The organism is Ensifer sp. ENS10, assembly GCF_014852025.1.
In the GTDB taxonomy this organism is placed as follows: domain Bacteria; phylum Pseudomonadota; class Alphaproteobacteria; order Rhizobiales; family Rhizobiaceae; genus Ensifer.
Map to the genome: position 1 here is coordinate 1 of NZ_JACVAS010000001.1, position 24,694 is coordinate 24,694.

Sequence of the window (24,694 nt, forward strand, 5' to 3'; positions counted from 1 at the left end):
CTGGCGGGGTGGCTGCACCCGTTCCCATTCCGAACACGGCCGTGAAACGCCCCAGCGCCGATGGTACTTCGTCTTAAGACGCGGGAGAGTAGGTCGCTGCCAGGTCTGCAAAACGCAAGAGAAACAAACCGAAATCTTCTCGACACACACTTCGGCCCTGCCGAAAACGGGCCGCCACCAAGCGGCCCTTTTGTTTTGCTAGGATCGACACGGATAACACGAGACAAATCCTTCCGGATTTGCTCGGCACAGACAAACAACGAGATTTTGCTTCGCAAAACTCGGACCGGACTAAACGGGATTTTGCCTTCGGCAAAACCCGGAAAGAGCGGATAAATCCCATAGGGATTTACCGCGATGGCGCGGGGTGGAGCAGCCCGGTAGCTCGTCAGGCTCATAACCTGAAGGCCGCAGGTTCAAATCCTGCCCCCGCAACCAATAAAATAGCCCGCTTCAAGCGGGCTTTTTTGTTGGTAACGGGTCGAGGATTTAACGCCTCGTCAGGGGCCCGCAGACAAGCAAAAGCCGACGCAGCGGGACAGAAAACTCCAAATCCTGCCCCCGCAACCAAACATCCCAAAAGCCCGCGCGGAGAAATCCGCCGGGCTTTTTTGGCGTTTCTCAACCACCAAAACCACCGTCACCACGCGAAACCACCACGCCCGCAAGCATAAAGCGCGCTGAAACGGCAAACCGCGACGCGATGCCAGACACTTGACCAACCCCTTCTAGCCAGCGGCGATTGTTGTGTTTTGACCAATGAAACCTGACGTCGCTGGGTGGCTAAGCAAGTAGAAGCAAGCGTATGGGCAGAGTGCACGACAGCGAAGCACATCCTGCTGATCGGCCCCTCCAGGCACCCGCTCTGCGCGATGCAGCTGGACAAGCTCTCGAAAATAGAAACTATCGCCATAATCAAAAGGGAGTCGCACCAGGCTCCGAAAATGGCGGGGGGATTCGCGAGCATGGCCTATCAGGGGACTTTGGGTATCGAGCGAACCCGACTGGTCTACGCACTCTTTCTCGTTTGCGCCGGACTGGCGATCCTCGGCAGTCTGCTTGCCGCTTCAGACGAGTCCCCTTGGCGCTGGTTGCACTATCTGACGAAGCCGACGGCGACCTTGTTGCTTTTCGTCGTGGTCCTGCGCAACAGCCCGGCCTCGTCACGCACCTACGGCATGGCAGTCGCCATCGGCCTGCTTTTTGCCGCGGCCGGCGACACGTTTCTGATGCTGCCCGGCGATTATTTCCTCGCCGGGTTGATCTGCTTCCTGCTGACCCATTGCGCCTACATCTTCGCACTCACCCGCGATGCCAAATTTGCGGCCCATCCCGGGCTGTTCGGTGCTTTCGCCCTGGTCGCCTTTGCCGTCGTCGCTGGCCTCTGGACGTCCCTGCCGCCGGAGATGCGCATCCCAGTCATCATCTACGCATTGGCGCTCGGCGCCATGGCCGCCCAGGCCATTTGCCGCCTAAGGCAGTTCTTGGGAACGCCGGCGCAGGCAACCGCGCGGTTTGCCGCCTATGGCGGCCTACTGTTCATGATCAGCGACACGCTGCTTGCCTATGGCCGCTTCCGCTGGCAGATCCCCTACAACGCACTCTGGGTGCTCGGCACCTATTATGCCGCCCAGTATTTCTTCGCCCGTTCGACGCAAGCCCATGACAGCAAACGATAATTCATCCGCGCAGCTTCGCTCCACCTTCGACCGGCTGCGTGGCGCATGGCTGGAGCAGCGTCCAACGACCGAGCAACGACGTGACGACCTGAGCCGGCTCAAGGATCGGCTGCGCGCCCGCAAGGACGAGATGTGCGAAGCGATCAATGCGGATTTCGGCCATCGCGCCCGGCATGAAACGCTGCTCGGCGAAGGCGGCGTCGTGCTCTCGGAGATCGACCACACGCTGGCGAAGCTCAAGCGGTGGGTCCGTCCGGAGCGGCGGAAGGCCGGATGGAAGCTCTGGCCGGCCAAGGCGGAAGTGCGCTTCGTGCCGCTTGGCGTCGTCGGCATCATCTCGCCGTGGAACTACCCGATCAATCTGGCGCTCGCGCCCCTTGTCGCGGCGATTGCTGCTGGCAACCATGTCTACCTGAAGCCCTCGGAGCATACGCCGAAAACGGCAGAGTTCCTGCGGTCGCTGCTCGCCGAGGTCTTTCCCACGTCGCGGGTGGCGGTCGCGCTTGGCGGCCCCGAGCTTTCCGCCAGTTTCTCGGCTCTTCCATTCGATCATCTGTTCTTCACCGGTTCCACCGCCGTGGGGCGCAAGGTGATGGCGGCAGCCGCGCAAAACCTGACGCCAGTAACGCTCGAGCTCGGCGGCAAGTCGCCGGCGATCATCGGAGAAACCGCCGATCTCGCAAAAGCCGCAAGGCGTGTTACGACCGGCAAGTTCTTCAATGCCGGACAGACCTGCATCGCGCCCGACTACGTTCTGATACATGAGAGCAGACGCGATGCCTTCGTGGACTTGCTGAAGCAGGAAATCGCCACGCGTTATCCGGCAAAGCGTCGCTTCGACGATTACACCGAGATCGTCAATGCCGGCCAGCACGAACGTCTGAAACGGCTGATCGCCGATGCCGATCGGCGCGGCCACAGGGTGGTCCCGCTTCTCGATGGGACACAGGACGCGCCCGGACGCCCACGCTTTCTCCCGCCGACAGTCATCCTCGATCCGGATCGCGACAGCGCCGTCATGGGCGAGGAGATCTTCGGCCCGATCCTGCCTGTTGTCAGCTACGCTTCGATCGACGCGGCGATCGGCCATGTGCTCGGCCATGACCGTCCGCTGGCGCTTTATTGCTTCACGCGCAGCGAGGCCGAAATCGAAGCCATGCTCTCGCGCGTCGTCGCCGGTGGCGTCTGCATCAACGACACGCTCTACCAGTTCGGCTGCAACGACCTGCCCTTCGGCGGCGTCGGCGCCAGCGGCATGGGACACTATCACGGGCGCGACGGATTCCTGACATTCTCCAAGGCAATGCCGATCTTGCGGAAATACGATCCGGCGCCGAGCGACCTGGTGAAACCGCCCTATAAAGGCATCGCCGACTGGGTGATCCGCTTCCTTTCGCGATAGCTGCCAAAAATACTGCATGCGCGCTGCAATTTCGCCTTGTAGCTCTAGTTGCTAGAGGTCGTAGCCTTGCTTCAAGATTGCAAGGAGCAGGTCATGGCGAGCACTATTCGAGAAGCCCGTTATCGCGTCGAAGGCATGGATTGCGCATCCTGCGCGACCAAGATCGATACGGCGGTACGCAGGCTGTCAGGCGTCGAGGACGTTTCGGTCTCCGTATCGGCAGGCACGATGTCGGTAAAATTTGCCGATGAGAATGATCTCGCGACATCGATCGTCAGCAAAGTCGGAAAGCTGGGTTATCGTCTGCATCCGATCAATGCTGGCCAGACGCTGGAACGGAAAGCAGCGCATGTGTGCTCCGGCCATGACCATGACCATGATCATGGGCATCACCACGACCACCACGATCATCACCGTGAGGGCCACGCCGGACAGAAGGGCGAAAACGCAGCGGCTGCGGCAATGGGCCTTCATGGCCATGACCATGGCCCGGCGAGCGGCCCGTGGTGGAAATCGGGTAAGGGCAAGCTGACGATCGCCAGCGGCCTGGCGCTGATATCAGCCTATGCGGTCGGCAAGATGGTTCCGGCCACAGAGCCCTGGATCTTCACGCTGGCCATGCTGGTCGGCCTGTTGCCGATCGCGCGCCGCGCCCTTGCCGCTGCCACCATGGGCACGCCGTTTTCGATCGAGATGCTGATGACGATCGCTGCCGTTGGCGCGGTCTTCATCGGGGCGACCGAAGAAGCGGCGATGGTGGTGCTGCTCTTCCTGATCGGCGAGTTGCTGGAGGGCGTAGCGGCCGGCAAGGCGCGCGCCAGCATCCAGTCGCTGACAGCACTCGTTCCAAAGACCGCCTTCGTCGAGCGGGAGGGCCGGCTGGACGAAGTTCCCGCCGAGACGCTCAGTGTCGGCGCTGTCATTCTCGTTCGTCCCGGCGACCGCATTCCGGCCGACGGCGTGGTGCTTTCTGGCGAGAGTGCTGTCGACGAGGCGCCTGTGACCGGCGAGAGCACGCCGGTGCGCAAGGAGGTCGACGACACCGTCGTTGCGGGCACCGTCAACGGTTCCGGTGCGCTGCGCGTGCGAGTGACGGCCGCTGCTGCGGACAACACCATCGCGCGGATTGTCCGCCTGGTGGAGGAAGCACAGGAAAGCAAGGCGCCGACCGAGCGCTTCATCGACCGTTTCTCGCGGTACTATACGCCAGGTGTCGTCGTGGTTGCGGCGCTGGTCGGCTTGCTACCGCCGCTTCTCTGGGGCGGCGCCTGGGATGAATGGATCTACAAGGGCCTCGCCATCCTCCTGATCGGCTGCCCCTGCGCTCTGGTTATATCGACGCCAGCCGCGATCGCTGCCAGCCTTTCGGCTGGCGCCCGGCGCGGTTTGCTGATGAAGGGCGGCGCAGTGCTGGAGAATGTCGGCAAGGTGACCGCCGCCGCCTTCGACAAGACCGGCACGCTCACCGAAGGCAAGCCGAGGGTGACCGACATTGTCGGCTTCGGCCGATCGGAGACCGAGGTTCTGCGCTTGGCGGCGGCACTTGAGCAGGGATCGAGCCATCCGCTTGCCCGTGCCATCTTGGAGCGGAGCGCGGCTGACGGCCTTGTCGTCCCCAATATCGCGACCGTAAATGCGGTCGGCGGCAAGGGGCTCGAAGGGTCAGTCGAGGGTGGCGCATTGTTCTTCGGCTCGCCGAAGGCGGCCGCTGAGCGGGCACCGATAACGGCGGCTGAGACGGCGCGTGTTTCGGCGCTCAACGACGAAGGCAAGACGGTTTCGGTGCTGGTAGCCGGTGGCGTGATTGCTGGTGCCATTGCCATGCGCGACGAGCCGCGGCCGGATGCGGCCGCCGGCGTCAAGGCGCTGACCGATGCTGGTCTGCGCGTCGTCATGCTGACCGGTGACAACCGCCGCACGGCGGAAGCAATCGGCCGCCAGTTCGGCATGGAGGTTCGCGCCGAGCTCCTGCCCGAGGACAAGCAGCGGATCGTCCGTGAACTGAAGAACGAGGGCTTCAACGTTGCCAAGATCGGCGACGGCATCAACGACGCGCCGGCGCTGGCGGCCGCCGATATCGGCATCGCGATGGGCGGCGGCACGGATGTGGCGCTCGAGACCGCGGATGCGGCGGTCCTGCATGGACGGGTGGGCGATGTGGCGGCGATGATCCGGCTGTCCCGTTCGACGATGCGCAACATCGTCCAGAACATCACCATCGCGCTTGGCCTGAAGGCCGTCTTCCTGGTGACGACGATCATTGGGGTCACCGGCCTGTGGCCGGCTATCCTGGCCGACACCGGCGCCACCGTGCTCGTCACCATGAATGCTCTGCGTCTGCTTCGGCCCGTGCGAGCCGCCTGAACAGCTAAAATGCCTCAAAAAGACGACCGGCGGCACATGGTGTCGCCGGTTTTTCGCGTCCAGGTGCCTGTGTATATTCACGCTGGACTCTCACCAGCGATCTGGTGAGAGTATAAGGAGAACTCGATTGAGGGCTTCCGCCCCGAAAAATCGATGATAAACTTATACCAAATGGTAAAAAAATCGCCGGCACGGTTTCTGGGAAGAATGCCGAAGCGGGCCAGTTTGGGGATCGCAAGGCCAATATGGACAATATTGCCATCGAACTGCGTGGGATCGACAAAAGTTTCGGCCCGGTCCACGCCAACAAGAACATCAATCTGAAGGTCCGCAAAGGGACGATCCACGGCATCATTGGCGAAAACGGTGCGGGGAAATCGACCCTGATGTCGATCCTCTACGGCTTCTATCAGGCCGACAGCGGCGAGATCCTCGTCGACGGCAAACCCGTTGCCATCCGTGATCCGAACGCGGCGATCGCAGCCGGCATCGGCATGGTCCACCAGCACTTCATGCTGGTCGAGAACTTCACTGTTCTGGAAAACATCATGCTTGGCGCCGAGGACAGCCAGATCCTCAACAAGGGCATTGCCAAGGCGCGCGTCGAGTTGAAACGGCTGGAGCGCGAATACGCGTTGGAAGTCGATCCGGACGCCGTCATCGAGGAGTTGCCGGTCGGTCTGCAGCAGCGCGTCGAGATCCTGAAGGCGCTCTATCGCCGGGCCGATATCCTGATTTTGGACGAGCCGACGGGCGTCTTGACGCCGGCCGAGGCCGATCACCTCTTCCGCGTGCTCGAGCAATTGAAGAGCCAGGGCAAGACCGTCATTCTGATCACCCACAAGCTGCGCGAGATCATGGCGATCACCGACGAGGTTTCGGTCATGCGCCGCGGCGAGATGGTGGCGACCCGCACGACGGCCGAAACGTCGGTCGAAGAGCTCGCCGAGCTCATGGTCGGGCGCCGCGTGCTCTTGCGTGTGGAGAAAGGCGAAGCCAAGCCCGGCGAGGTCAAGCTCGCCGTCGAGGGGTTGACCGTCAAGGATGGCCGTGGGGTTACCATGGTCGACAATGTCTCGTTCAATCTGCGGGCTGGCGAGATTGTCGGCATCGCCGGTGTTGCCGGCAACGGCCAGTCGGAACTGCTGGAAGCGATCTCCGGCATCCGCCGCGCCGTTTCCGGCTCCGTGCTCCTGAACGGCAAACCGATCGATGTCACCGGGCGCGCCGACCCCTCCGAGCTGCGTGATCGTGGTCTCGCCCATGTTCCGGAAGACCGCCACCATGTCGGCCTCGTCCTGAAGTTCGAAGAATGCGAAAACGCCATCCTCGGCTATCACCATGACAAGCGCTATCTCAACGGCGTCTTCCTCGACGTTGATGCGATTCGCAAGGACGCCGAGAAGCGTATCGGCGAATACGACATCCGCCCGCCGAACCCACGCTTGAAGACCGCGAATTTCTCCGGCGGCAACCAGCAGAAGATCGTGCTGGCACGCGAGATGGAGCGCGGGCCTGATGTGCTGATCATCGGTCAGCCGACGCGCGGCGTCGATGTCGGCGCCATCGAATTCATCCATAAGCGGATCATCGAGATGCGCGACCAGGGCAAGGCTGTCCTTCTGGTCTCCGTCGAGCTCGATGAAATCCGCGCCCTGTCGGACCGCATTCTGGTCATGTTCGCCGGCCGTGTCGTCGGCGAGCGCGATCCTGATGCGACCGAGGGCGAACTCGGCCTCCTGATGGCCGGTGTAGAAGGCCGCAAGGAGGCCGCAGAATGAGCACCCCTTATGCTAAGCTCCCGGGCTGGGTCGAATATGGCCTCATCCCGCTGATCAACCTCGCGGTCGCCTTCCTCGTTGCCGGCCTCGTGGTGCTGCTCGTCGGCGAAAATCCCCTGGAAGCGGCCTATCATCTGATCAACGGTGCCTTCGGCCGAGGCGAGTATTTGGGCTTCACGCTCTACTACGCCACCACCTTCATCTTCACCGGTCTTGCCGTCGCCGTCGCCTTCCATGCCGGCCTCTTCAACATTGGCGGCGAAGGCCAGGCCTATGTTGGCGGCATTGGCGTGGCGCTCGCCTGCCTCTGGCTCGATCAGACGATGCCCTGGTTCGTGGTGTTCCCGCTGGCGATCCTTGGGTCCGCCTTCTTCGGCGCGGCCTGGGCCTTCCTGCCCGGTTGGCTGCAGGCCAAGCGCGGCAGCCACATCGTCATCACCACCATCATGTTCAATTTCATCGCGTCGAGCCTGATGGTCTATCTCTTGACACGCGTCCTGAAGCCGCTCGGCTCCATGGCGCCGCAGACGCGGACCTTCGCCGAAGGCGGGCAATTGCCGAAGCTCGACTGGCTGCTTGCGATCTTCGGACTGAATGTCGGTACGGCGCCGTTCAACGTCTCGTTCCTGCTGGCGCTCGTTGCGGCCTTCTGTGTCTGGCTGCTGATCTGGCGTACCAAGCTCGGATACGAAATGCGCACCATGGGCCACAGCCCGTCGGCGGCACGCTACGCGGGCATGAGCGAGAGCCGCATCACCGTTATCACCATGATGATCTCGGGTGGTCTCGCGGGCATGATGGCGCTGAACCCGATCATGGGTGAACAGGCGCGCATGCAGCTCGACTTCGTGCAAGGTGCAGGCTTCGTCGGCATCGCCGTGGCGTTGATGGGCCGCTCGCATCCGGCCGGCATCATCCCGGCCGCGGTGCTCTTCGGCATGCTCTATCAGGGCGGGGCCGAGATCTCCTTTGAAATGCCGTCGATCTCGCGCGACATGATCGTCATCATCCAGGGCCTGGTCATTCTCTTCGCCGGTGCACTCGAAAACATGTTCCGGCCGGCAATCACCCGGCTGTTTACGATGCAGAGCCGCCGCGCAGCCGTCGTGACGCAGACCAAGGGAGCTTGAAGCCATGGATTTCTTCCACGTCATCGTGGTGCTTCTCGAGTCCACCATCCGTGTTTCCGTTCCGCTGATCTTCGCAGCCCTTGCCGGGCTCTTCACCGAGCGCGCCGGCGTTTTCGACATCGGCCTTGAAGGCAAGATGCTTGGTGCGGCCTTTGCCGCCGGCGCCGTCGCTGCGGTCACCCAGTCTGTCTGGATGGGGCTGCTTGCGGCGATCCTGATCTCGATCGCGCTGTCGCTGGTGCACGGCTACGCCTCGATCACCCAGCGCGGCAACCAGATCGTCTCCGGTGTCGCGATCAACTTCATCGTCGCCGGCTCGACCGTCATTCTCGGTGAAGCCTGGTTCCGCCAGGGCGGCCGCACGCCGGCGCTCGGGGAAGGTTCCCGTTTCCAGACGATCACCTTCCCCTATGCCGACAGCGTCAGGGAGATTCCGATCCTCGGCCCGATCTATTCGGACCTGCTTTCCGGCCATTTCCTTCTGACCTATGTCGCCTTCGCGATGGTGCCGATCAGCTGGTGGATCCTTTACCGCACCCGCTTCGGCCTGCGCTTACGCGCCGTCGGCGAAAACCCGGGCGCGGTCGACACGGCCGGCATCTCGGTTCTCTGGCTGCGTTATCGCGCAGTTATCTGCTGCGGCATCCTCTGCGGCTTTGCCGGTGCCTATCTGTCGCTGGCGATGACCGCCGGCTTCGTCAAGGGTATGACCGCTGGCAAGGGCTATATCGCGTTGGCGGCGCTGATCTTTGCCAAATGGCGGCCGTTCAACATCATGCTGGCCTGCCTGCTCTTCGGTTTCCTCGATGCGCTGGCGATCCGCCTTCAGGGCAATCCGCTGCCGCTGATCGGCCAGGTGCCGGTGCAGTTGATGCAGGCGCTGCCCTACATTCTGACCGTGATCCTGCTCGCCGGGTTTATCGGCAAGGCCATCCCGCCGAAGGCCGGCGGCGTCCCCTATGTCAAGGAGCGCTAGAACCATGGAAAAAGAACTGTTCGAGGCCGCGCGTGACGCGATGGCCAAGGCGCATGCGCCCTATTCGAAGTTTCCGGTCGGCGCGGCGATCCGCGCCGAAGACGGCAAGATCTATACCGGCGCCAACATCGAGAACCTGTCGTTTCCTGAAGGGTGGTGCGCTGAGACCACCGCCATCAGCCATATGGTCATGGCCGGCCAGCGCAAGATCATGGAAGTGGCCGTCATTGCCGAGAAGCTGGCGCTCTGCCCGCCCTGCGGCGGCTGCCGGCAGCGGCTGGCGGAATTCTCCGGCGCCAGCACGCGCATCTTCCTGTGCGACGAGACCGGGGTGAAAAAGACCCTGGCGCTGTCGGACCTTCTGCCGCACAGCTTCGAGACCGAGATCCTCGGATGACCGCCGCCGCTGAACTGCTGAAATCCAGGCTCGGCGGCCTTTCGCCGCGCTATGGCATCGTGCTTGGTTCCGGGCTCGGCTCGCTGGTCGATGCCGTGGACGAAACGCTGCGGCTTTCTTATGCCGACATACCGGGGTTCCCGGTCAGCAGCGTCTCCGGCCATGCCGGCGAACTCGTGGCCGGAACGCTCTCGGGCGTTCCTGTTGTCATGCTTTCCGGCCGAGTCCATTATTACGAACAGGGCGACGCCAACGCGATGCGCCTGCCGCTGGAAACCCTGAAGGAACTCGGCATCGAGTGCCTGGTGCTGACCAATTCCGCCGGATCGCTGCGGGAGGATCTGCCGCCGGGATCGGTGATGCGGATTTCCGATCACATCAACTATTCGGGCTTCAATCCGTTGATCGGCGTGGAAAGCGACGATCGCTTCGTCGGCATGACCAATGCCTATGATGCCGAGCTCGCCGGAAGAATGCAGGAGAGTGCCGAACGCCTCGGCATTCCGCTTCTTGGCGGCGTCTATATGTGGTTCTCCGGCCCGAGTTTCGAGACGCCGGCCGAGATCCGCATGGCCCGCATCCTTGGCGCCGATGCCGTCGGCATGTCCACGGTTCCGGAGGTCATTCTCGCCCGTTTCTTCGGGCTGAGGGTCGTCGCCGCTTCGGTGATCACCAATTTCGGCGCCGGCATGACCGGGGGCGAGATCAGCCATCACGAGACGAAGGACATGGCGCCGGTTGGTGGCAAGCGGCTTGCCGCGATCCTCGCCGACATGATCGCAGCCGACGCGGTGCGCGGGTGACGATGCTTCCGCAGGAAACAATCAGGCGCAAGCGCAACGGCGAACGCCTCGCTCCAGCCGAGATCGCGGATTTCGTCCGCGGCCTGTCGGATGGCTCCATCTCCGAAGGGCAGGTTGCCGCTTTCGCCATGGCGGTCTGGTTTTCCGGCATGAGTCGCGACGAGACCGTGGCGCTGACGCTCGCGATGCGCGACTCCGGCGAAACACTCGACTGGAGCACCATCCGTCGCCCGATCGCCGACAAGCATTCTACCGGCGGCGTTGGCGACAACGTCTCGCTGATGCTGGCGCCGATCGTTGCCGCCTGCGGCCTTGCCGTGCCGATGATTTCGGGGCGCGGGCTCGGGCATACGGGCGGCACGCTCGACAAGCTCGAATCGATACCCGGCTACGATATCCAGCCGTCGGCGGCGCTATTCCGCAGGACAGTCGACGAGATCGGCTGCGCAATCATCGGCCAGACGGCGAACCTCGCTCCGGCCGACAAACGGCTTTATGCGATCCGCGACGTGACCGCGACCGTCGATTCCGTGCCGCTGATCACGGCCTCGATCCTGTCGAAGAAGCTGGCCGCCGGCCTTCAGTCGCTGGTGCTCGACGTCAAGCTCGGCAATGGCTCCTTCATGAGCGATGCCAAGGAAGCGGAGGTGCTTGCGCGCTCGCTGGTCGATGTCGCCAACGGCGCCGGCGTTCGTACCTCGGCGCTTCTGACCGACATGAACGAACCTCTAGCCGATGCCGCCGGCAACGCGTTGGAGATCGAAAATTGCCTGGCCTTCCTCCGGGGCGAGAAGAAGGGCACTCGGCTCGAAACGGTCGTCCTGGCCTTTGCTGCCGAAATGTTGGTGGCGGGGGGCGTCGCTGGTGATGCCGAACAGGGCGAAGCGCTGGCGCGCAAGGCGCTTTCAAGCGGGGCGGCGCTCGAATGCTTCGGAAAAATGGTGCACGCGCTCGGCGGCCCGACGGATTTCGTCGAGCGCTCGGTGGCCTATCTCGGGCGTGCGCCGGTCATCTTGCCGGTCGAAGCGAAGCAGTCCGGCTATCTTGCAGCCTGTGAGACCCGCGAACTGGGCATGGCTGTCATTGCGCTCGGCGGCGGACGGTCGCATCCGGATGACAGGATCGATCATCGGGTCGGCTTCGATGCGCTGAAGCCGCTCGGTACGCGGATCGAGAAGGGCGACCTGATTGCCTTTGTTCATGCGGCCGATCGGGATGCTGCGGACGTAGCCCGTCGGCGTCTGCACGAACTCTATACGATCGATGATATGGAGCCGACGAAGCGTTCGCCGATTCTCGCGAAAATCACCTGACGAGGTGCAGGGCACCGTCCTCGACGCGGAAGGACGACAGCCGGTTCAGGAACGTCATGCCGATAAGCGTGCCGGAGAGCGCCTTGTCCGGCAGCACCAGTGCCTGAACGTCGCGTACCGATATGCCGCCGATCTCGATACGGTTCAGCATCGCCGGAGCCCCTTCGACGACACCATTGGCAGTATTGACGCGAGCCGTGAAGGAAAGCGTGCTTGGTGCAATGCCGAGCCGGCGTGCGGTCGAAAGGTTGATGGCGATGCTGCTGGCGCCGGTGTCGACCAGGCCGCGCTCGCTGCGGCCGTTGATGCGGAAAGTGCCAAAGAAGTGGCCCCTGCCATCGGCGTCGAGCACAACGCTCCGCCCCGCCGCATACTTTGCCGTGGTCGTCGGCGGGGCTGCAGCTTCCTTGGCAGCCGTCTTGTTACCGCCTTGCGTCAAGGCGGTCGTTGCCAAGTGCGGAACCACCATGGCTGCAAGTGCGGCCAAACCTGCCAATGCGAGCAAACGGACGAGCATGGACATCACCCTTCAATGGCATCGGATGCAGCAAACGCAAATTGCTGCGGAGACCGGTCTGCACGCCCGAAAAGGAGGCGCGATCGCTATGGAGCAGTAGACCGCATGACGCCTAAGACGACATAAAAAAGCCGCCGGATACCGGCGGCTTTCTCACGGATTTGCAATCCTGGTTAAGGATCAGGAAATCATTTGGTGCCGTACATGCGGTCGCCCGCGTCACCGAGGCCGGGCATGATGTATCCGAGTTCGTTGAGGTGGCTGTCGATCGAGGCCGTGTAGATCGGCACGTCCGGGTGTGCGCCCTGGAAATTGCGGATGCCCTCGGGAGCGGCCAGCAGGCAGAGGAAGCGGATGTTCTTGGCGCCGCGCTCCTTCAGCTTGTCGATCGCTGCGATCGACGAATTGCCGGTGGCGAGCATCGGGTCGACGACGATGATGAGGCGTTCGGACAGGCTTTCCGGCGCCTTGAAGTAATACTCCACCGCTTCCAGCGTCTCATGGTCACGATAGACGCCGATGTGCGAGACGCGGGCCGAAGGCACCAGCTCGAGCATGCCTTCGAGCAGCCCGTTGCCGGCGCGCAGGATCGAGGCGAACACAAGCTTCTTGCCCTCGAGGACCGGCGAGTCCATTACCTGCAGCGGAGTCTCGATCCGCTCCATCGTCAGTTCGAGATCGCGCGTGACCTCGTAGCAGAGCAACGTCGAGATCTCGCGAAGAAGCCGGCGGAAACCTGCGGTCGAGGTCTCCTTCTTGCGCATGATGGTCAGCTTGTGCTGCACAAGCGGATGATCGATCACTGTAACGCCGTTCATGGCTCACCTTTCCGGATTTTTTGTATCCGTCCTTTTTCCATGGAATGCGTCGTCGCCGCAAGGGTATTGGCCGGCCGGAGAACGTCATCCCCAGCCGACGGATGGCGGCGGTTCCTAGATCCGCGCGAGCAGCCGCTGGCGCGTCGGTTCGTCGACGAAGGCGGCCTCGATCGCCGTGCGGGTCATGCGGTTGATCTCCTCGTCGGTGAAGCCCATCACCGCAGAGGCGATGTCGTATTCCTGAGCGAGCGACGTATGGAAGAACGGCGGATCGTCGGAATTGAGCGTGACGCGCACGCCTGCCTCGTAAAGTGCCCGCAATGGGTGCGAGGCGAAGTCCGGGAAGACCTGCAGCGAGATGTTGGAGCCGGGGCAGACTTCGAGCACGACTCCGGCATCGGCAAGGCGCCGCACCAGATCCATGTCTTCGATCGCCCGAACGCCATGGCTAATGCGCGAGGGGTGCACGTGGTCAAGCGCGTCGCGCACACTAAAGGCGCCGGAGAGCTCGCCCGCATGGATCGTCAGGCCAAGGCCTGCGTCCCGTACAATGTCGAAGGCGCGGGCAAAATCGGCCACGTTGTGCATGCGTTCTTCGCCAGCGAGGTTGAAGCCGGTGACGAGCGCATGCTCCCGCCTGGCCGCGAATTCTGCGGTCTTGATTACGGACTCCGGGCCGAGATGGCGAATGCCTGTGATCAGCATGCGCGATTCGATCCCGGTCTTCTGCCTTGCGGCTTCCATGCCGGCGGCAAGGCCCTCAAGGTAAGCCTTCGCGCCCAGGCCGATCGTGTTGCCGTGGTCGGGCGAAACGATGATTTCACTGTAGATTGTGCCGGCTTCGGCAAGCTCCGTCAGATAGGCTTCGGCGAGCAGTGCGTAGTCTTCCTCGGTCCGAAACAGCGAGGCGATGGCGTCGTAGCATTTCACGAAGCTGGTGAAGTCTTCCCAGACATAGGCCCTGTCACGGATGATCGCGCTGGTGTCGATGCCATACTTCTCGGCCTGAGCTAAAGCCAGCTCAGGCGGCGTCGCGCCTTCGATGTGGCAATGCAGCTCCGCCTTCTTCAGATGCGCGGTCAAATGAGGCTTCTCCCATGATGGCCCGGCGCGATGCCGAGATGTTTGGCGACGGATTCGCCGATATGCGCGAAGGTGTTGGCGACGCCGAGCGAGCGGCTGCGCAGCGACGGTCCGAACATCAGCACCGGCACCCGCTCGCGCGTATGGTCGGTGCCGCGCCAAGTCGGGTCGCAGCCGTGATCGGCCGTGAGGATGACGATGTCGGTGGGCTGCAGGCGGCGGTCGAGATCCGGCAGGCGCGCATCGAAGGCTTCGAGTGCTGCCGCGTAACCGGCGACGTCGCGGCGATGGCCGTAGAGCATGTCGAAATCGACGAAATTGGTGAAGACCAGGCTGCCGTCTTCGGCCTCGTCGATGGCCGCGAGACTTGCGTCGAAGAGCGCCATATTGCCGTCGGCCTTCGTCAGCTTCGTCACCCCCTGGTGGGCGAAGATGTCGCCGATCTTGCCGATCGCGTGAACCGTGCGCCCCGCTTCCGTCAGCCGGTCGAGGATCGTCGGCTCCGGCGGCAGCACGGAATAGTCACGGCGATTGCCGGTCCGGGTGAAAGTCTGCGGGCTGGTGCCGACGAAGGGGCGGGCGATCACCCGGCCGATATTGTAGTCGTCGACCAGGCGGCGGACCGTCTGGCAAAGCTCAAGCAGGCGATCGAGCCCGAAGCTCTGCTCATGCGCCGCGATCTGGAAGACCGAGTCCGAAGAGGTGTAGCAGATCGGCTTGCCGCTGCGCATGTGCTCCTCGCCGTGGCGGGCGATGATGTCGGTGCCGGAAGCATGGCAATTGCCGAGGATGCCGGGAATGTTGCCTTCGCGGCAGATGGTTTCGACGAGCTCGGGCGGAAAGGCATCGCCTTCAGCCGAAAAGTAACCCCAATCGAACATGACCGGCGTGCCGCCGATTTCCCAGTGCCCGGAGGGCGTGTCCTTGCCGCGCGAGACTTCGCTGGCGGCGCCAAAGGCACCATAGACCCGATTGGGCACCGGCATGCCCTTGGGAATCGTGCCGTTGGCGAGCTTTGCTGCGTGAACAAGGCCAAGGGCGGACATGTTCGGCAGATTGAGCGGCCCTTCTCGCAAACCAACCCGATCTGCGGCGCCGGCGGCGCAGAACTCCGCGATGTGTCCGAGCGTGTTGGCGCCCAGGTCACCGTAGGCTTCGGCATCCGGCGCGCCGCCTAAGCCGAAGGAATCGAGAACGAATAGAAACGCACGCGCCATGATGCACCTGACAGCGGAAGCGCTCGCATCGCGCTCCGAAAGCTTCTGGAAGAACGCGACGACGCCGGAGGCGCGCGCCACGCACAATCCCGAAGGGATAGCGCTGCGCACGGCGCAATGCAATTGCGCCGGATCAGTGCCCGATCAGCAATCAGTGCATTTTATAGTTTGGGCGAGACGCGAGTGGAAGTAGGCCGTCTTGGAGAGGTCTATCGTCTTCGCAGTGGCCTGAAGGCTCGGAGCGTAGAGCAGCAACTCGTGCGGCACGGTCAGCTCCGTGCGAATGACAAAGGACTTGTTGGCCGTGAATTGGCCGGGCAGGGTGACCTTCGAATTCACGCTGTAGGGAACCCCGCCGGCCTGATCGTGCGACCAAATGACGGTCCCCTCATTGGTGCTTGAGACCTCGATACCGGTGATCTTCAGTGTGTAGTTCGCGTTCCCATAGGGTTCGAGAATACTCTTTGCGATATTCGGCACCTTGGCGAGGAAGGCTTTGTTGACTTCCGATTGCTGTGCGATGATGTCGGCGACGGCGCTTGCGGCGCGGGCCGTCTTGCCTGCGACCGTAAAACCGACCGAAAGCTCGAACGCACCGAGATAGGTTATGATCAGCAAGGGTGCGACGATCGCGAATTCAACGGCTCCGACGCCGCGTTTGTCCCGCCGCAGCGCGTGAAACATGGCAGAAACCGCCCGAAGGCGCAGGATCTTTTGCTTCGCAATCTGCTTCACGGCAAACCTCACTCGCTCTCGTTTCGGAAGGTGGCGGTTGCCACCATGAGATAGTCCTTCGGCATGCTCGCGCCGGCGGGCCGCAAGTTGGTGACGAACGGCCTGACGAGGTCGGTGATCACGCTCCACCGATAGTAGGCACGCACCACGTTGAAGGTACCCGGACCGCCGGGGGCAAACTTGAAGTCGCCCGTATCAATATCGGTCGAGCCGGCCTTGCGCGGGATGTTCACAGGAAACGTGCTGAGATCCGAGACCGCCCGGACATCCAGGTAGAACTGCGAGGGCTGGTTTGCTTCGGTGGCGGAGCATTTCATCAGGACTGAGATTTCATTGCAGAAGGCCTGGCGAAACTGCGCCTGAGTCATATCCGTGGCCTTCCCCCGCTGGAAGGTAATCTGGCCGGTACGGACCTTGCGCGCCATCGTCTCCGTTGCGTTCGCCAGGAGCTGGTCGCCGTAGAAGGCGGCAAAGGTTTCGAGTGAGGCGAAAATCACCACGAAGAAGGGCAGCGCGAGGATGGCGAACTCGATGCTCGTCGTGCCTTTGCGGTTGCGGATGAAGCGGCGCAGAATGCCTTTTCGCCTGATATCAGGCCCGCTCGCACGTTCGATTGCCTGCTCGCTGCTCATTGTGCCGTCCCATCATGTTACGCCAGACGGGCGGAAGATTATGGAGCAACCGTTGATATTTCGTTCCCGCAAATCATGTGCATTTTAACGAATCGCGGGTCGAAACCCATAAAATTCAGTTGGTGCTACCTGTGGTTTTACGTTCCGCGTGTCGTTCACAATTTGGCGTACAGGAGAGCACGGTGCGCGACGTCTGTTTGTAGACGCGCACGGTGTTGCCTTCATCGATCGACACCAGAATCCGCTCATCGACAATGGCGTTTCCATCCTGGTCGAGGATGACCAGATTGGTCGTGCCAAAATTGCGGCCGGTGATGACGATGGTTCGGGCGTCGGCAACCGTGGCGTCTGCCACTTCGGCATTGCCGATGATGACCTTGCTGACCGGGCGATCGAGTTTGAGCACGCGCGCGTGATCCATATAGACGCGCATCATGTCGTTCTCTGCGCCAGCGGCGACCACCGGGGCGAGCGATGCGATCACGAAAGCAAACAGGGCGGCTCGGCCGGTCGCGAATGGCATGGTCATGGCGGGTCCTTGAGGTGGGTTCACGCCATACTCACCCGTCTTGGTGAATGAACCGTTAAATCCATGATTTCGAGACCGGATAGGCCCCGCGCCGTTTTCTGTTCGTTTACCCAAAAATCAGGGATGCGTCGTTAACCTGTCGGTAACCGCCTTCTTTAAGTCGATGGAAATGCGCCAGGACTAGTTTGAGGCCATCCGATCAACGGCAACAGTTGGCGGAAGTGCTGAACAACAAACGCGAAGTAGGAGAATCATCATGAAGAAGATTTTTGCCCGTCTGATGAAGGACGAGTCCGGCGCGACCGCTATCGAGTACGGCCTGATCGCCGCCCTCATCTCGGTTGCCCTCATTGCTGGCGCAAGCACCCTGGGCGACGCGCTCAACACCACGTTCGACGGCCTGGGCGGAAAGCTCACGGATAGCACGACTGGTAAGCTCTAATCGGTCTGACCGGTTCAAGCGAGGCGAGATTCGCATGGCGAAGATTTTCCGTCGCCTGAAGCGGGATGACAGTGGTGCGACCGCCATCGAGTATGGTCTGATCGCGGTGCTCGTTTCCGCGGCCCTGATTGCCGGCGCAACCACGATTGGCAATACGCTCGATTCCGCGCTCAATGCAATCGGATCGAGTATTGCGACGAGCGGCAAGATCTAATGAACCGGTCTTGCAAGGAACAAATGGAGCCGCTGCAAAAGCGGCTCCATTTCTATCTGGAGCCCCACGGGGAATCGGAGATTGCGTGCGCTCATCTTGGAGGCAGGAACCATGACTGAGGCTGCTATTTTGGTGGTTTTTCCCTTTTGCCTGGCGTTTGCAGCCTTTTCAGACCTGCTGACCATGACGATTCCCAATCGCGTTTCGGTAGTGCTTCTGGGCAGCTTTTTTGTCGTGGCGCTGCTGGCGGGACTCGATCTCGGGGAGATCGGCCAGCATGTGGCCGCGGCCTTGGTTGTCTTTGCCGTGTGCTTCGGCCTGTTTGCTGCAAACGTGATGGGCGGCGGCGACGCCAAGCTCCTGACAGCCAGCGCCATCTGGTTCGGATTCACCCCGTCGTTGACCGCTTTTCTGCTCTACGTTTCCATTTTTGGAGGTTTGTTGACGCTTGCCATCCTGATGTTGCGCCGGCAGGAAAACACGATACTGGCGAGTGGCATCCCCGTTCCGCAGCTCTTGCTGACGGCCAAGAAAATTCCGTACGGCGTGGCAATCGCGCTCGGTGGCTTTGTTGCCTATCCGGCTTCGCCGCTTATGGAGGCGGTCTTTGCGCGCCTTTCTTAAGGCTCAAGCGCGGGGCATCACCTTTCGTTAACTCTCCTCATAAGTAATCCGTTAACTATAATTACACCAATTCCTGATCAATCTGATCCTGGCAATTCTTCGGGGCTCGGAAACGATCATGAAACCGGTTCGCATCATAATACTGGCGGTGGCCGTTCTGTCGGCTGCAATGGCTGGTCTATTGGCGATGAAACTGACGCGCGCACCTGCGCCGTTGGCCGCCGAGCCTCTGATCGAGCGGGCGCCGACCGTCAACGTCCTGGTTGCCAGCAAGAGCCTGCCTGTCGGATCGCGCCTGGCCGGCGATTCCATCCAGTGGATGGCCTGGCCGAAGGACGGTTTGGTTGACGGCCTGATCACCGACGAAAGTCAACCGTCGGCAATCGACGACCTCACCGGAGCCGTCGTTCGCTTGCCGATCTTCAACGGCGAGCCGGTCCGTCACGAAAAGGTCGCAGACTCGTCCAACCGCATCATGTCGTCGCTGTTGCCGGCGGGCAAACGCGCCGTCGCGACGGAAATCACCGTCGCTACCGGTGCCGGCGGCTTCATCCTTCCGAATGACCGTGTCGACGTCATCATGGTCCGCAAGGGCGATGGCGAACTCTACCTGACCGAAACCGTGCTCAGCAACGTGCGTGTTCTGGCGATCGACCAGCAGGTCGAGGAGAAGGAAGACGGCACCAAGGCCGTGGTCGGAACCACGGCCACGCTGGAGCTGACGCCCGACCAGTCGAAAGTAATGACAGTGGCGCAGCAGATGGCCGAGCGCATTTCATTGGCGCTCCGAAGCGTCGCCGATGCACAGGAATCCGACACCGACGCCGCAGACTATCTATTGAGCGGCGACGGTCAGCCGAGCATTCAGGTCATCAAATCCGGGTCCATCGTCAAGAGCGATGGCGCCCTCGGCCAGACACAGCAGTAACCAGGCTAGAATGGGGCATAAGGTGAAACGGAGCGGAAACACATTTCGGGCGTCTGTCGCAGCCGGCCTATCATTCTGCCTGGCGTTTACCGGCATGTATCTGCCGGCGCCGACGGTCGCACTCGCCGCTGCTTCCTCCGTCGTGCGGATCGTTGAAAGCGGCCCAGGCGTCAAGAAGAAGGTCAGTCTCGGCTTAAACAAGGCCGTGGTCGTCGACCTGCCGGCGGACGCGCACGACATTCTCGTGGCGGACCCGTCGCTGGCGGACGCAGTGACGCGCACCTCACGGCGTATCTATCTCTTCGGCAAATCCGTCGGCCAGACCAACATCTTCGTCTTCGGCCCCAATGGCGAGGAGATCGTCAGCCTCGACATCGAAGTCGAGCGCGATATCGCCAATCTCCAGTCCAATCTGCGTCGCTTCATTCCGGACGCCGACATCAATGTCGAGATCATTTCGGACAACATCGTCTTGACCGGAACCGTGCGAACGCCGCTCGATTCCACCCGTGCCGTAGACCTTGCGAAGGCCTTCCTCCAGGGCGGCGAGGCGACCACGCGCAACATCACCGCCCAGGGCAACAATGGCGATGCCGACATCTTCGCTGAAGATCGCCAGGTTTCGCAGATCGTCAACCTCCTGACGATCGACGGCGATGACCAGGTCAACCTCAAGGTCACGGTGGCCGAAGTCAGCCGCCAGGTGCTGAAGCAGCTCGGTTTCAACGGCCGTGTTAGCGACGGCGAAAGCGGCATCGGTTTCCGCAATCCGGCCAACCTCGGGGATGCGATCGGCGTTGGTGTCAACGCCGTGATCAACAAGTCTGTCGGCGGCACGATGATCTCCAGCTACATCAACGCGATGGAGCAGGCGGGTGTGATGCGGACACTGGCCGAGCCAAGCCTGACGGCGATTTCTGGTCAGGAGGCGAAGTTCTATGTCGGCGGTCAGTTTCGCCTGTCGGGAACCCAGGAAGTCACGACCGACGATCAGACCGGCGAAAACAGGGTCACGCGCGAAGTCAACGACGTCGAATACGGCATCCGCCTGAACTTCAAGCCTGTTGTCCTGGGACCGGGACGCATCAGCCTGCAGATCGAGACGAATGTCTCTGAGCCCACCTATGAGGGATCCGTCGTCACTGGCAACGGCACGAGCAAGATTCCTGGCAATACCTTTCTCGGCATCCGCAGGCGCGAAGCTTCGACCAGCGTCGAGTTGCCTTCCGGCGGCTCGATCGTGATCGCCGGCCTGGTTCAGGACAATATTCGCCAGGCGATGTCCGGCCTGCCGGGTGCTTCGAAGATCCCGATCCTCGGAACGCTCTTCCGCAGCAAGGATTTCGTGCGCAACGAAACCGAGCTCGTCATCATCGCGACGCCCTATCTTGTCCGTCCTGTCGCCAGAAGCGCGATCTCCCGGCCTGACGACAATTTCAATCCGGCCAATGATCTCGACAGCTACTTCCTTGGCCGCGTGAACCGCATCTACGGGCGGCCGGAGGCGGCCGCTCCGGCAGGGCGTTACCACGGCAATGTCGGCTTCATCTACAAATAGGTCGGGTCATGACGCTTCGAACCGGTTCCCACCAGAATTCTGAAAGGCCGACTGCCATGCCCCTGAGCACATCCAGCGCCTTCATGCGATGCACGAGCCGCGTGGCCATGCTGGCCATCGCTGGTATCTTTCTTGCGAGCTGCGGGACAAAGGACAATCTCGCTACTGGCTCGATTCCGGACGACTATCGCACGAGACATCCGATCGTGCTCGCCGAAGGCGAACGCGCCATCGACATCCCGATCGCATCGGGCGACCGTCGCCTGACCCAGGGCACGCGCGATGTTATCGCCGGGTTCGCTTCCGACTATCGCAATTCGGCAAGCGGCGTCGTGCAGATCATGATGCCGCGCGGCGCGGCCAACAGCCATGCTGCGCAAGCGATGCGCAGGGAAATCCGCGGCGTCCTGGTTGCTGCGGGCATTCCCGCCAAACGTCTGCTCGAAACGAGCTACGACGCCGGACCTTATGGAGACGCGGCACCGATCCGCTTGAGCTACGTTGCGATTACCGCCCAGACCGCGCCTTGCGGCACCTGGCCGGAAGATCTGAACCTCAACACACTGGAAAACAAGAACTATTACAATTTCGGTTGCGCCTCGCAATCGAACCTGGCCGCCCAGATCGCCAATCCGACAGACCTGCTCGGCCCGCGCCAGACGTCGCCGATCGACGCGGAACAGCGTGGCCAGGTGATCAAGGACTGGCGTGGAACCGACAAGAGCGACGGCCCGGTCGTCATCTTCAACTGATAGCGGCGGGATGAAGAAATGAACACGATCGATTATAAGATCGGCACCGGCGGCGAGGGGGACGAGCCTTTCTTCGACCAAGTGCGCACGGGCGATCTGGAGCAAGTCCGCCCGCTACCGCGGATCTCGATCCACGCATTCTGCGAAACCAATGCAATGCAGCAGCTGATGGAGCGTTGCGGGCGGGACCGGCGCATGGCCAAGGTCAGCTTGCGCATCAACAGCGGCAGCATCGACGCGGCCGCAAACATGTTCGCGACCGTGTCTACCCCCAATCTCATCATCCTTGAAACATCGACCGAACCACGGTCGCTACTGGCCGAGCTTACGCCGCTTGCAGAGGTCTGCGACCCGAGCACCAAGGTGATTCTCGTCGGCAAACACAATGATATCGGGCTCTATCGCGAGCTCATCCGCAACGGCATTTCGGAATACATGGTCGCACCGGTGTCTATGCCGGACATTCTCACCGCCGTTTCGGCGATCTTCGTCGACCCGGATGCCGAGCCCCTGGGCCGAAGCATCGCCTTCATCGGTGCAAAGGGCGGTTGCGGTTCGTCGGTGATCGCGCACAATTGCGCCTGGGGCATCTCCAGCCTCTTCTCGACCGAGACCATTCTCGCCGATCTCGACCTTCCCTATGGCACGGCCAACATCGATTTCGACCAGGATCCGCCGCAGGGCATTGCCGAAGCGGTGTTTGCGCCAGAGCGCCTGGACGAGGTGTTCCTTGACCGGCTGCTGACCAAATGCTCCGACCACCTGTCGCTGTTGGCCGCCCCCTCCATGCTGGACCGCGCCTATGATTTTGAGACCGGTGCGTTCCACCCGATCCTGGAGATCCTGCAGCGCAGCGCCCCCGTTTCCGTACTCGATCTTCCGCATCTGTGGACGGACTGGACCCGCGCCGTGCTCGGAGAAGCCGACGAAGTGGTGATTACCGCGATCCCCGATCTCGCCAGCCTGCGCAATACCAAGAACCTGCTCGATGCAATGAAGAAGCTGCGTCCAAACGACAAACCGCCCCACTTGGTTCTGAACCAGGTCGGGATGCCGAAGCGTCCGGAGATTACGGCGAGCGAGTTCTGCGATTCGCTGGAAACCGAAGCGGCGGCCATCATTCCCTTTGACGCGGCCCTATTTGGCAACGCTTCGAACAGCGGACGGATGATAGCGGAAATCGACAAGAAGGCGCCGGCGGCTGAAACGTTCTCACAGCTCGCGCATCTTTTGACCGGCCGGGTAACGATGAAGAAGGCTCGGCGCGGCGGACTTGGAAAGGTGCTTGCCGCGCTCGGCAGGAAATAGACTGGACATAGGATCACGCAAATGTTTGGCAAACGCGGAAACGAAGGCTTCGGCAAAAGCGGCACCCCGGGTCCCGCCGTTCCGCCGCCCGTGGTTGCTGCGCAACCGATGGCGACCGAGCGGTCCGCGGTTCCGGTTCTCGGCGAAACGACGTCCGCGATCCCGAAGATCCAGCCGGCCGCCCCATCGACGACCCGACGTCGCACAGCGCGAACGGAAGACTATTACGATACGAAGTCGCAGGTATTTTCGGCGCTGATCGACACGATCGACCTGTCGCAGCTCGCCAAGCTCGACACCGAGAGCGCGCGCGAGGAAATCCGCGACATCGTCAACGACATCATCACGATCAAGAATTTCGCGATGTCGATCTCCGAGCAGGAAGAGCTGCTCGACGACATATGCAACGACGTGCTGGGGTATGGTCCGCTCGAACCGCTGCTTGCCCGCGACGACATCGCCGACATCATGGTTAATGGCGCCGGTCAGACCTTCATCGAAGTCGGCGGCAAGGTGCAGGAATCGGAAATCCGGTTTCGCGACAACGCGCAGCTGCTGTCGATCTGCCAGCGCATCGTCGGCCAGGTCGGCCGTCGCGTCGATGAATCGAGCCCAATCTGCGACGCCCGCCTGCCAGACGGATCCCGTGTCAACGTCATTGCCCCGCCGCTCGCCATCGACGGCACGGCGCTGACCATCCGCAAGTTCAAGAAGGACAAGCTGACGCTGGAGCAGCTCGTGCGCTTCGGTTCGGTAACGGCGGAGGGTGCCGTCCTTCTGCAGATCATCGGCCGCGTCCGCTGCAACATTGTCATCTCCGGTGGCACCGGCTCGGGCAAGACGACACTTCTCAACTGCCTCACGCGCTACATCGACGCCGACGAACGGGTCATTACCTGCGAGGACACGGCCGAGCTGCAGCTGCAGCAGCCGCATGTCGTGCGCCTGGAAACGCGCCCGCCGAACATCGAAGGCGAAGGTGAGATCACCATGCGCGACCTCATCAAGAACTGCCTGCGCATGCGCCCCGAACGCATCATCGTCGGCGAAGTGCGCGGACCAGAGGTTTTCGACCTGCTTCAGGCGATGAACACCGGCCATGACGGCTCGATGGGAACGATCCATGCCAACACGCCGCGCGAATGCTTGAGCCGTATGGAATCGATGATCGCCTTGGGTGGCTACAGCCTGCCAGCCAAAACCGTGCGCGAGATCATTGCCGGATCGGTTGATGTGATCATCCAGGCATCGCGTTTGCGCGACGGCTCCCGGCGCATTACCCACATAACCGAAGTGGTCGGCATGGAAGGTGACGTGATCATCACGCAGGACCTGATGCGCTACGAGATCGATGGCGAGGACGCCGGCGGACGTATCATTGGCCGCCACACGTCGACCGGAATCGGCCGGCCGCATTTCTGGGATCGCGCCCGCTACTTCAACGAGGATAAGCGTTTGGCCGCCACCCTTGACGCGATGGACAAGAACTAGG

24 protein-coding genes, 1 tRNA gene and 1 rRNA gene are annotated in these 24,694 nt (G+C 61.9%); 19 read left to right on the forward strand and 7 right to left on the reverse strand.

Features of this window, described 5'->3' with window-relative positions; translation table 11 throughout:
* The 11 genes from rrf to deoA all read left to right on the forward strand — a co-directional run.
* Positions 1-105: ribosomal RNA gene (rrf, locus tag IB265_RS00005) — 5S ribosomal RNA — on the forward strand; the annotation flags it as partial.
* A gap of 256 nt (positions 106-361) precedes the next feature.
* Positions 362-438, forward strand: a tRNA-Met gene (locus tag IB265_RS00010).
* A 527-nt stretch (positions 439-965) separates the two neighbouring features.
* Positions 966-1,679 carry a lysoplasmalogenase gene (locus tag IB265_RS00015; protein ID WP_057247710.1) on the forward strand — a complete coding sequence of 238 codons (714 nt, stop codon included), beginning with the start codon at positions 966-968 and terminating at the stop codon, positions 1,677-1,679.
* A complete protein-coding gene (locus IB265_RS00020) occupies positions 1,663-3,081 on the forward strand; it encodes a coniferyl aldehyde dehydrogenase (RefSeq protein WP_057247711.1) in 1,419 nt (472 codons plus the stop codon). The genes IB265_RS00015 and IB265_RS00020 overlap by 17 nt, the downstream gene beginning before the upstream one ends.
* Before the next feature lie 93 nt (positions 3,082-3,174).
* The gene (locus tag IB265_RS00025; protein ID WP_057247712.1) at positions 3,175-5,445 is read left to right on the forward strand and encodes a heavy metal translocating P-type ATPase; all 2,271 of its coding nucleotides are present in this window, start codon (positions 3,175-3,177) and stop codon (positions 5,443-5,445) included.
* 245 nt (positions 5,446-5,690) lie between these two features.
* Entirely contained in the window at positions 5,691-7,226 is a 1,536-nt protein-coding gene (locus tag IB265_RS00030; RefSeq protein WP_057247713.1) for an ABC transporter ATP-binding protein, read from the forward strand.
* Complete coding sequence (locus tag IB265_RS00035) at positions 7,223-8,356, forward strand: ABC transporter permease (protein WP_057247714.1); 1,134 nt, start codon at positions 7,223-7,225, stop codon at positions 8,354-8,356. Before IB265_RS00030 ends, IB265_RS00035 begins: the two co-directional genes overlap by 4 nt.
* 4 nt (positions 8,357-8,360) lie before the next feature.
* Positions 8,361-9,332, forward strand: a complete 972-nt coding sequence (locus tag IB265_RS00040; RefSeq protein ID WP_057247715.1) for an ABC transporter permease — start codon at positions 8,361-8,363, stop codon at positions 9,330-9,332.
* A gap of 4 nt (positions 9,333-9,336) precedes the next feature.
* Positions 9,337-9,729, forward strand: a complete 393-nt coding sequence (locus IB265_RS00045; protein WP_034805117.1) for a cytidine deaminase — start codon at positions 9,337-9,339, stop codon at positions 9,727-9,729.
* Complete coding sequence (locus IB265_RS00050; protein WP_057247716.1) at positions 9,726-10,532, forward strand: purine-nucleoside phosphorylase; 807 nt, start codon at positions 9,726-9,728, stop codon at positions 10,530-10,532. The genes IB265_RS00045 and IB265_RS00050 overlap by 4 nt, the downstream gene beginning before the upstream one ends.
* Positions 10,529-11,845, forward strand: a complete 1,317-nt coding sequence (gene deoA / locus IB265_RS00055; RefSeq protein WP_057247717.1) for a thymidine phosphorylase — start codon at positions 10,529-10,531, stop codon at positions 11,843-11,845. The genes IB265_RS00050 and deoA overlap by 4 nt, the downstream gene beginning before the upstream one ends.
* On the opposite strand, the gene IB265_RS00060 is transcribed toward deoA, so the two are convergent.
* The 7 genes from IB265_RS00060 to IB265_RS00090 form a co-directional block, all read right to left on the reverse strand.
* A complete protein-coding gene (locus IB265_RS00060; protein ID WP_057247718.1) occupies positions 11,838-12,362 on the reverse strand; it encodes a TIGR02281 family clan AA aspartic protease in 525 nt (174 codons plus the stop codon). The two genes, deoA and IB265_RS00060, sit on opposite strands and share 8 nt — an antisense overlap.
* Positions 12,363-12,550: 188 nt before the next feature.
* On the reverse strand, positions 12,551-13,180 hold the full coding sequence (gene upp, locus IB265_RS00065) for a uracil phosphoribosyltransferase (RefSeq protein WP_057247719.1): 630 nt from the start codon (positions 13,178-13,180) through the stop codon (positions 12,551-12,553).
* 114 nt (positions 13,181-13,294) lie between these two features.
* On the reverse strand, positions 13,295-14,263 hold the full coding sequence (locus IB265_RS00070; protein ID WP_057247720.1) for an adenosine deaminase: 969 nt from the start codon (positions 14,261-14,263) through the stop codon (positions 13,295-13,297).
* Positions 14,260-15,480 carry a phosphopentomutase gene (locus IB265_RS00075; protein WP_057248218.1) on the reverse strand — a complete coding sequence of 407 codons (1,221 nt, stop codon included), beginning with the start codon at positions 15,478-15,480 and terminating at the stop codon, positions 14,260-14,262. Before IB265_RS00075 ends, IB265_RS00070 begins: the two co-directional genes overlap by 4 nt.
* A gap of 144 nt (positions 15,481-15,624) precedes the next feature.
* Positions 15,625-16,164 (reverse strand): TadE/TadG family type IV pilus assembly protein, encoded by a 540-nt coding sequence (locus IB265_RS00080; RefSeq protein ID WP_057248219.1) that lies wholly within the window; start codon positions 16,162-16,164, stop codon positions 15,625-15,627.
* Between the two features lie 59 nt (positions 16,165-16,223).
* Entirely contained in the window at positions 16,224-16,847 is a 624-nt protein-coding gene (locus tag IB265_RS00085; protein WP_057247721.1) for a TadE/TadG family type IV pilus assembly protein, read from the reverse strand.
* A 115-nt stretch (positions 16,848-16,962) separates the two neighbouring features.
* Entirely contained in the window at positions 16,963-17,376 is a 414-nt protein-coding gene (locus IB265_RS00090) for a pilus assembly protein N-terminal domain-containing protein (RefSeq protein ID WP_057247722.1), read from the reverse strand.
* A 256-nt stretch (positions 17,377-17,632) separates the two neighbouring features.
* Between IB265_RS00090 and IB265_RS00095 the strand changes: the two genes are divergently transcribed.
* The 8 genes from IB265_RS00095 to IB265_RS00130 all read left to right on the forward strand — a co-directional run bounded on the left by IB265_RS00095 (position 17,633) and on the right by IB265_RS00130 (position 24,693).
* Positions 17,633-17,818, forward strand: coding sequence for a Flp family type IVb pilin (locus IB265_RS00095; protein ID WP_057247723.1), 186 nt, complete (start codon positions 17,633-17,635; stop codon positions 17,816-17,818).
* 34 nt (positions 17,819-17,852) lie between these two features.
* Entirely contained in the window at positions 17,853-18,032 is a 180-nt protein-coding gene (locus IB265_RS00100; RefSeq protein ID WP_057247724.1) for a Flp family type IVb pilin, read from the forward strand.
* Between the two features lie 111 nt (positions 18,033-18,143).
* Positions 18,144-18,656 carry a prepilin peptidase gene (locus IB265_RS00105; protein WP_057247725.1) on the forward strand — a complete coding sequence of 171 codons (513 nt, stop codon included), beginning with the start codon at positions 18,144-18,146 and terminating at the stop codon, positions 18,654-18,656.
* Between the two features lie 118 nt (positions 18,657-18,774).
* Positions 18,775-19,584 (forward strand): Flp pilus assembly protein CpaB, encoded by an 810-nt coding sequence (gene cpaB, locus IB265_RS00110; RefSeq protein ID WP_057247726.1) that lies wholly within the window; start codon positions 18,775-18,777, stop codon positions 19,582-19,584.
* A gap of 10 nt (positions 19,585-19,594) precedes the next feature.
* Complete coding sequence (locus tag IB265_RS00115) at positions 19,595-21,142, forward strand: type II and III secretion system protein family protein (protein WP_057247727.1); 1,548 nt, start codon at positions 19,595-19,597, stop codon at positions 21,140-21,142.
* Positions 21,143-21,198: 56 nt separating this feature from the next.
* Positions 21,199-21,894: a CpaD family pilus assembly protein gene (locus IB265_RS00120; protein ID WP_057247728.1), complete on the forward strand. Its 696-nt coding sequence runs from the start codon at positions 21,199-21,201 to the stop codon at positions 21,892-21,894.
* 18 nt (positions 21,895-21,912) lie between these two features.
* Positions 21,913-23,202, forward strand: a complete 1,290-nt coding sequence (locus IB265_RS00125) for a CpaE family protein (RefSeq protein ID WP_057247729.1) — start codon at positions 21,913-21,915, stop codon at positions 23,200-23,202.
* Between the two features lie 21 nt (positions 23,203-23,223).
* Entirely contained in the window at positions 23,224-24,693 is a 1,470-nt protein-coding gene (locus IB265_RS00130) for a CpaF family protein (protein ID WP_057247730.1), read from the forward strand.
* The last annotated feature ends 1 nt before the right edge of the window (position 24,694 follow it).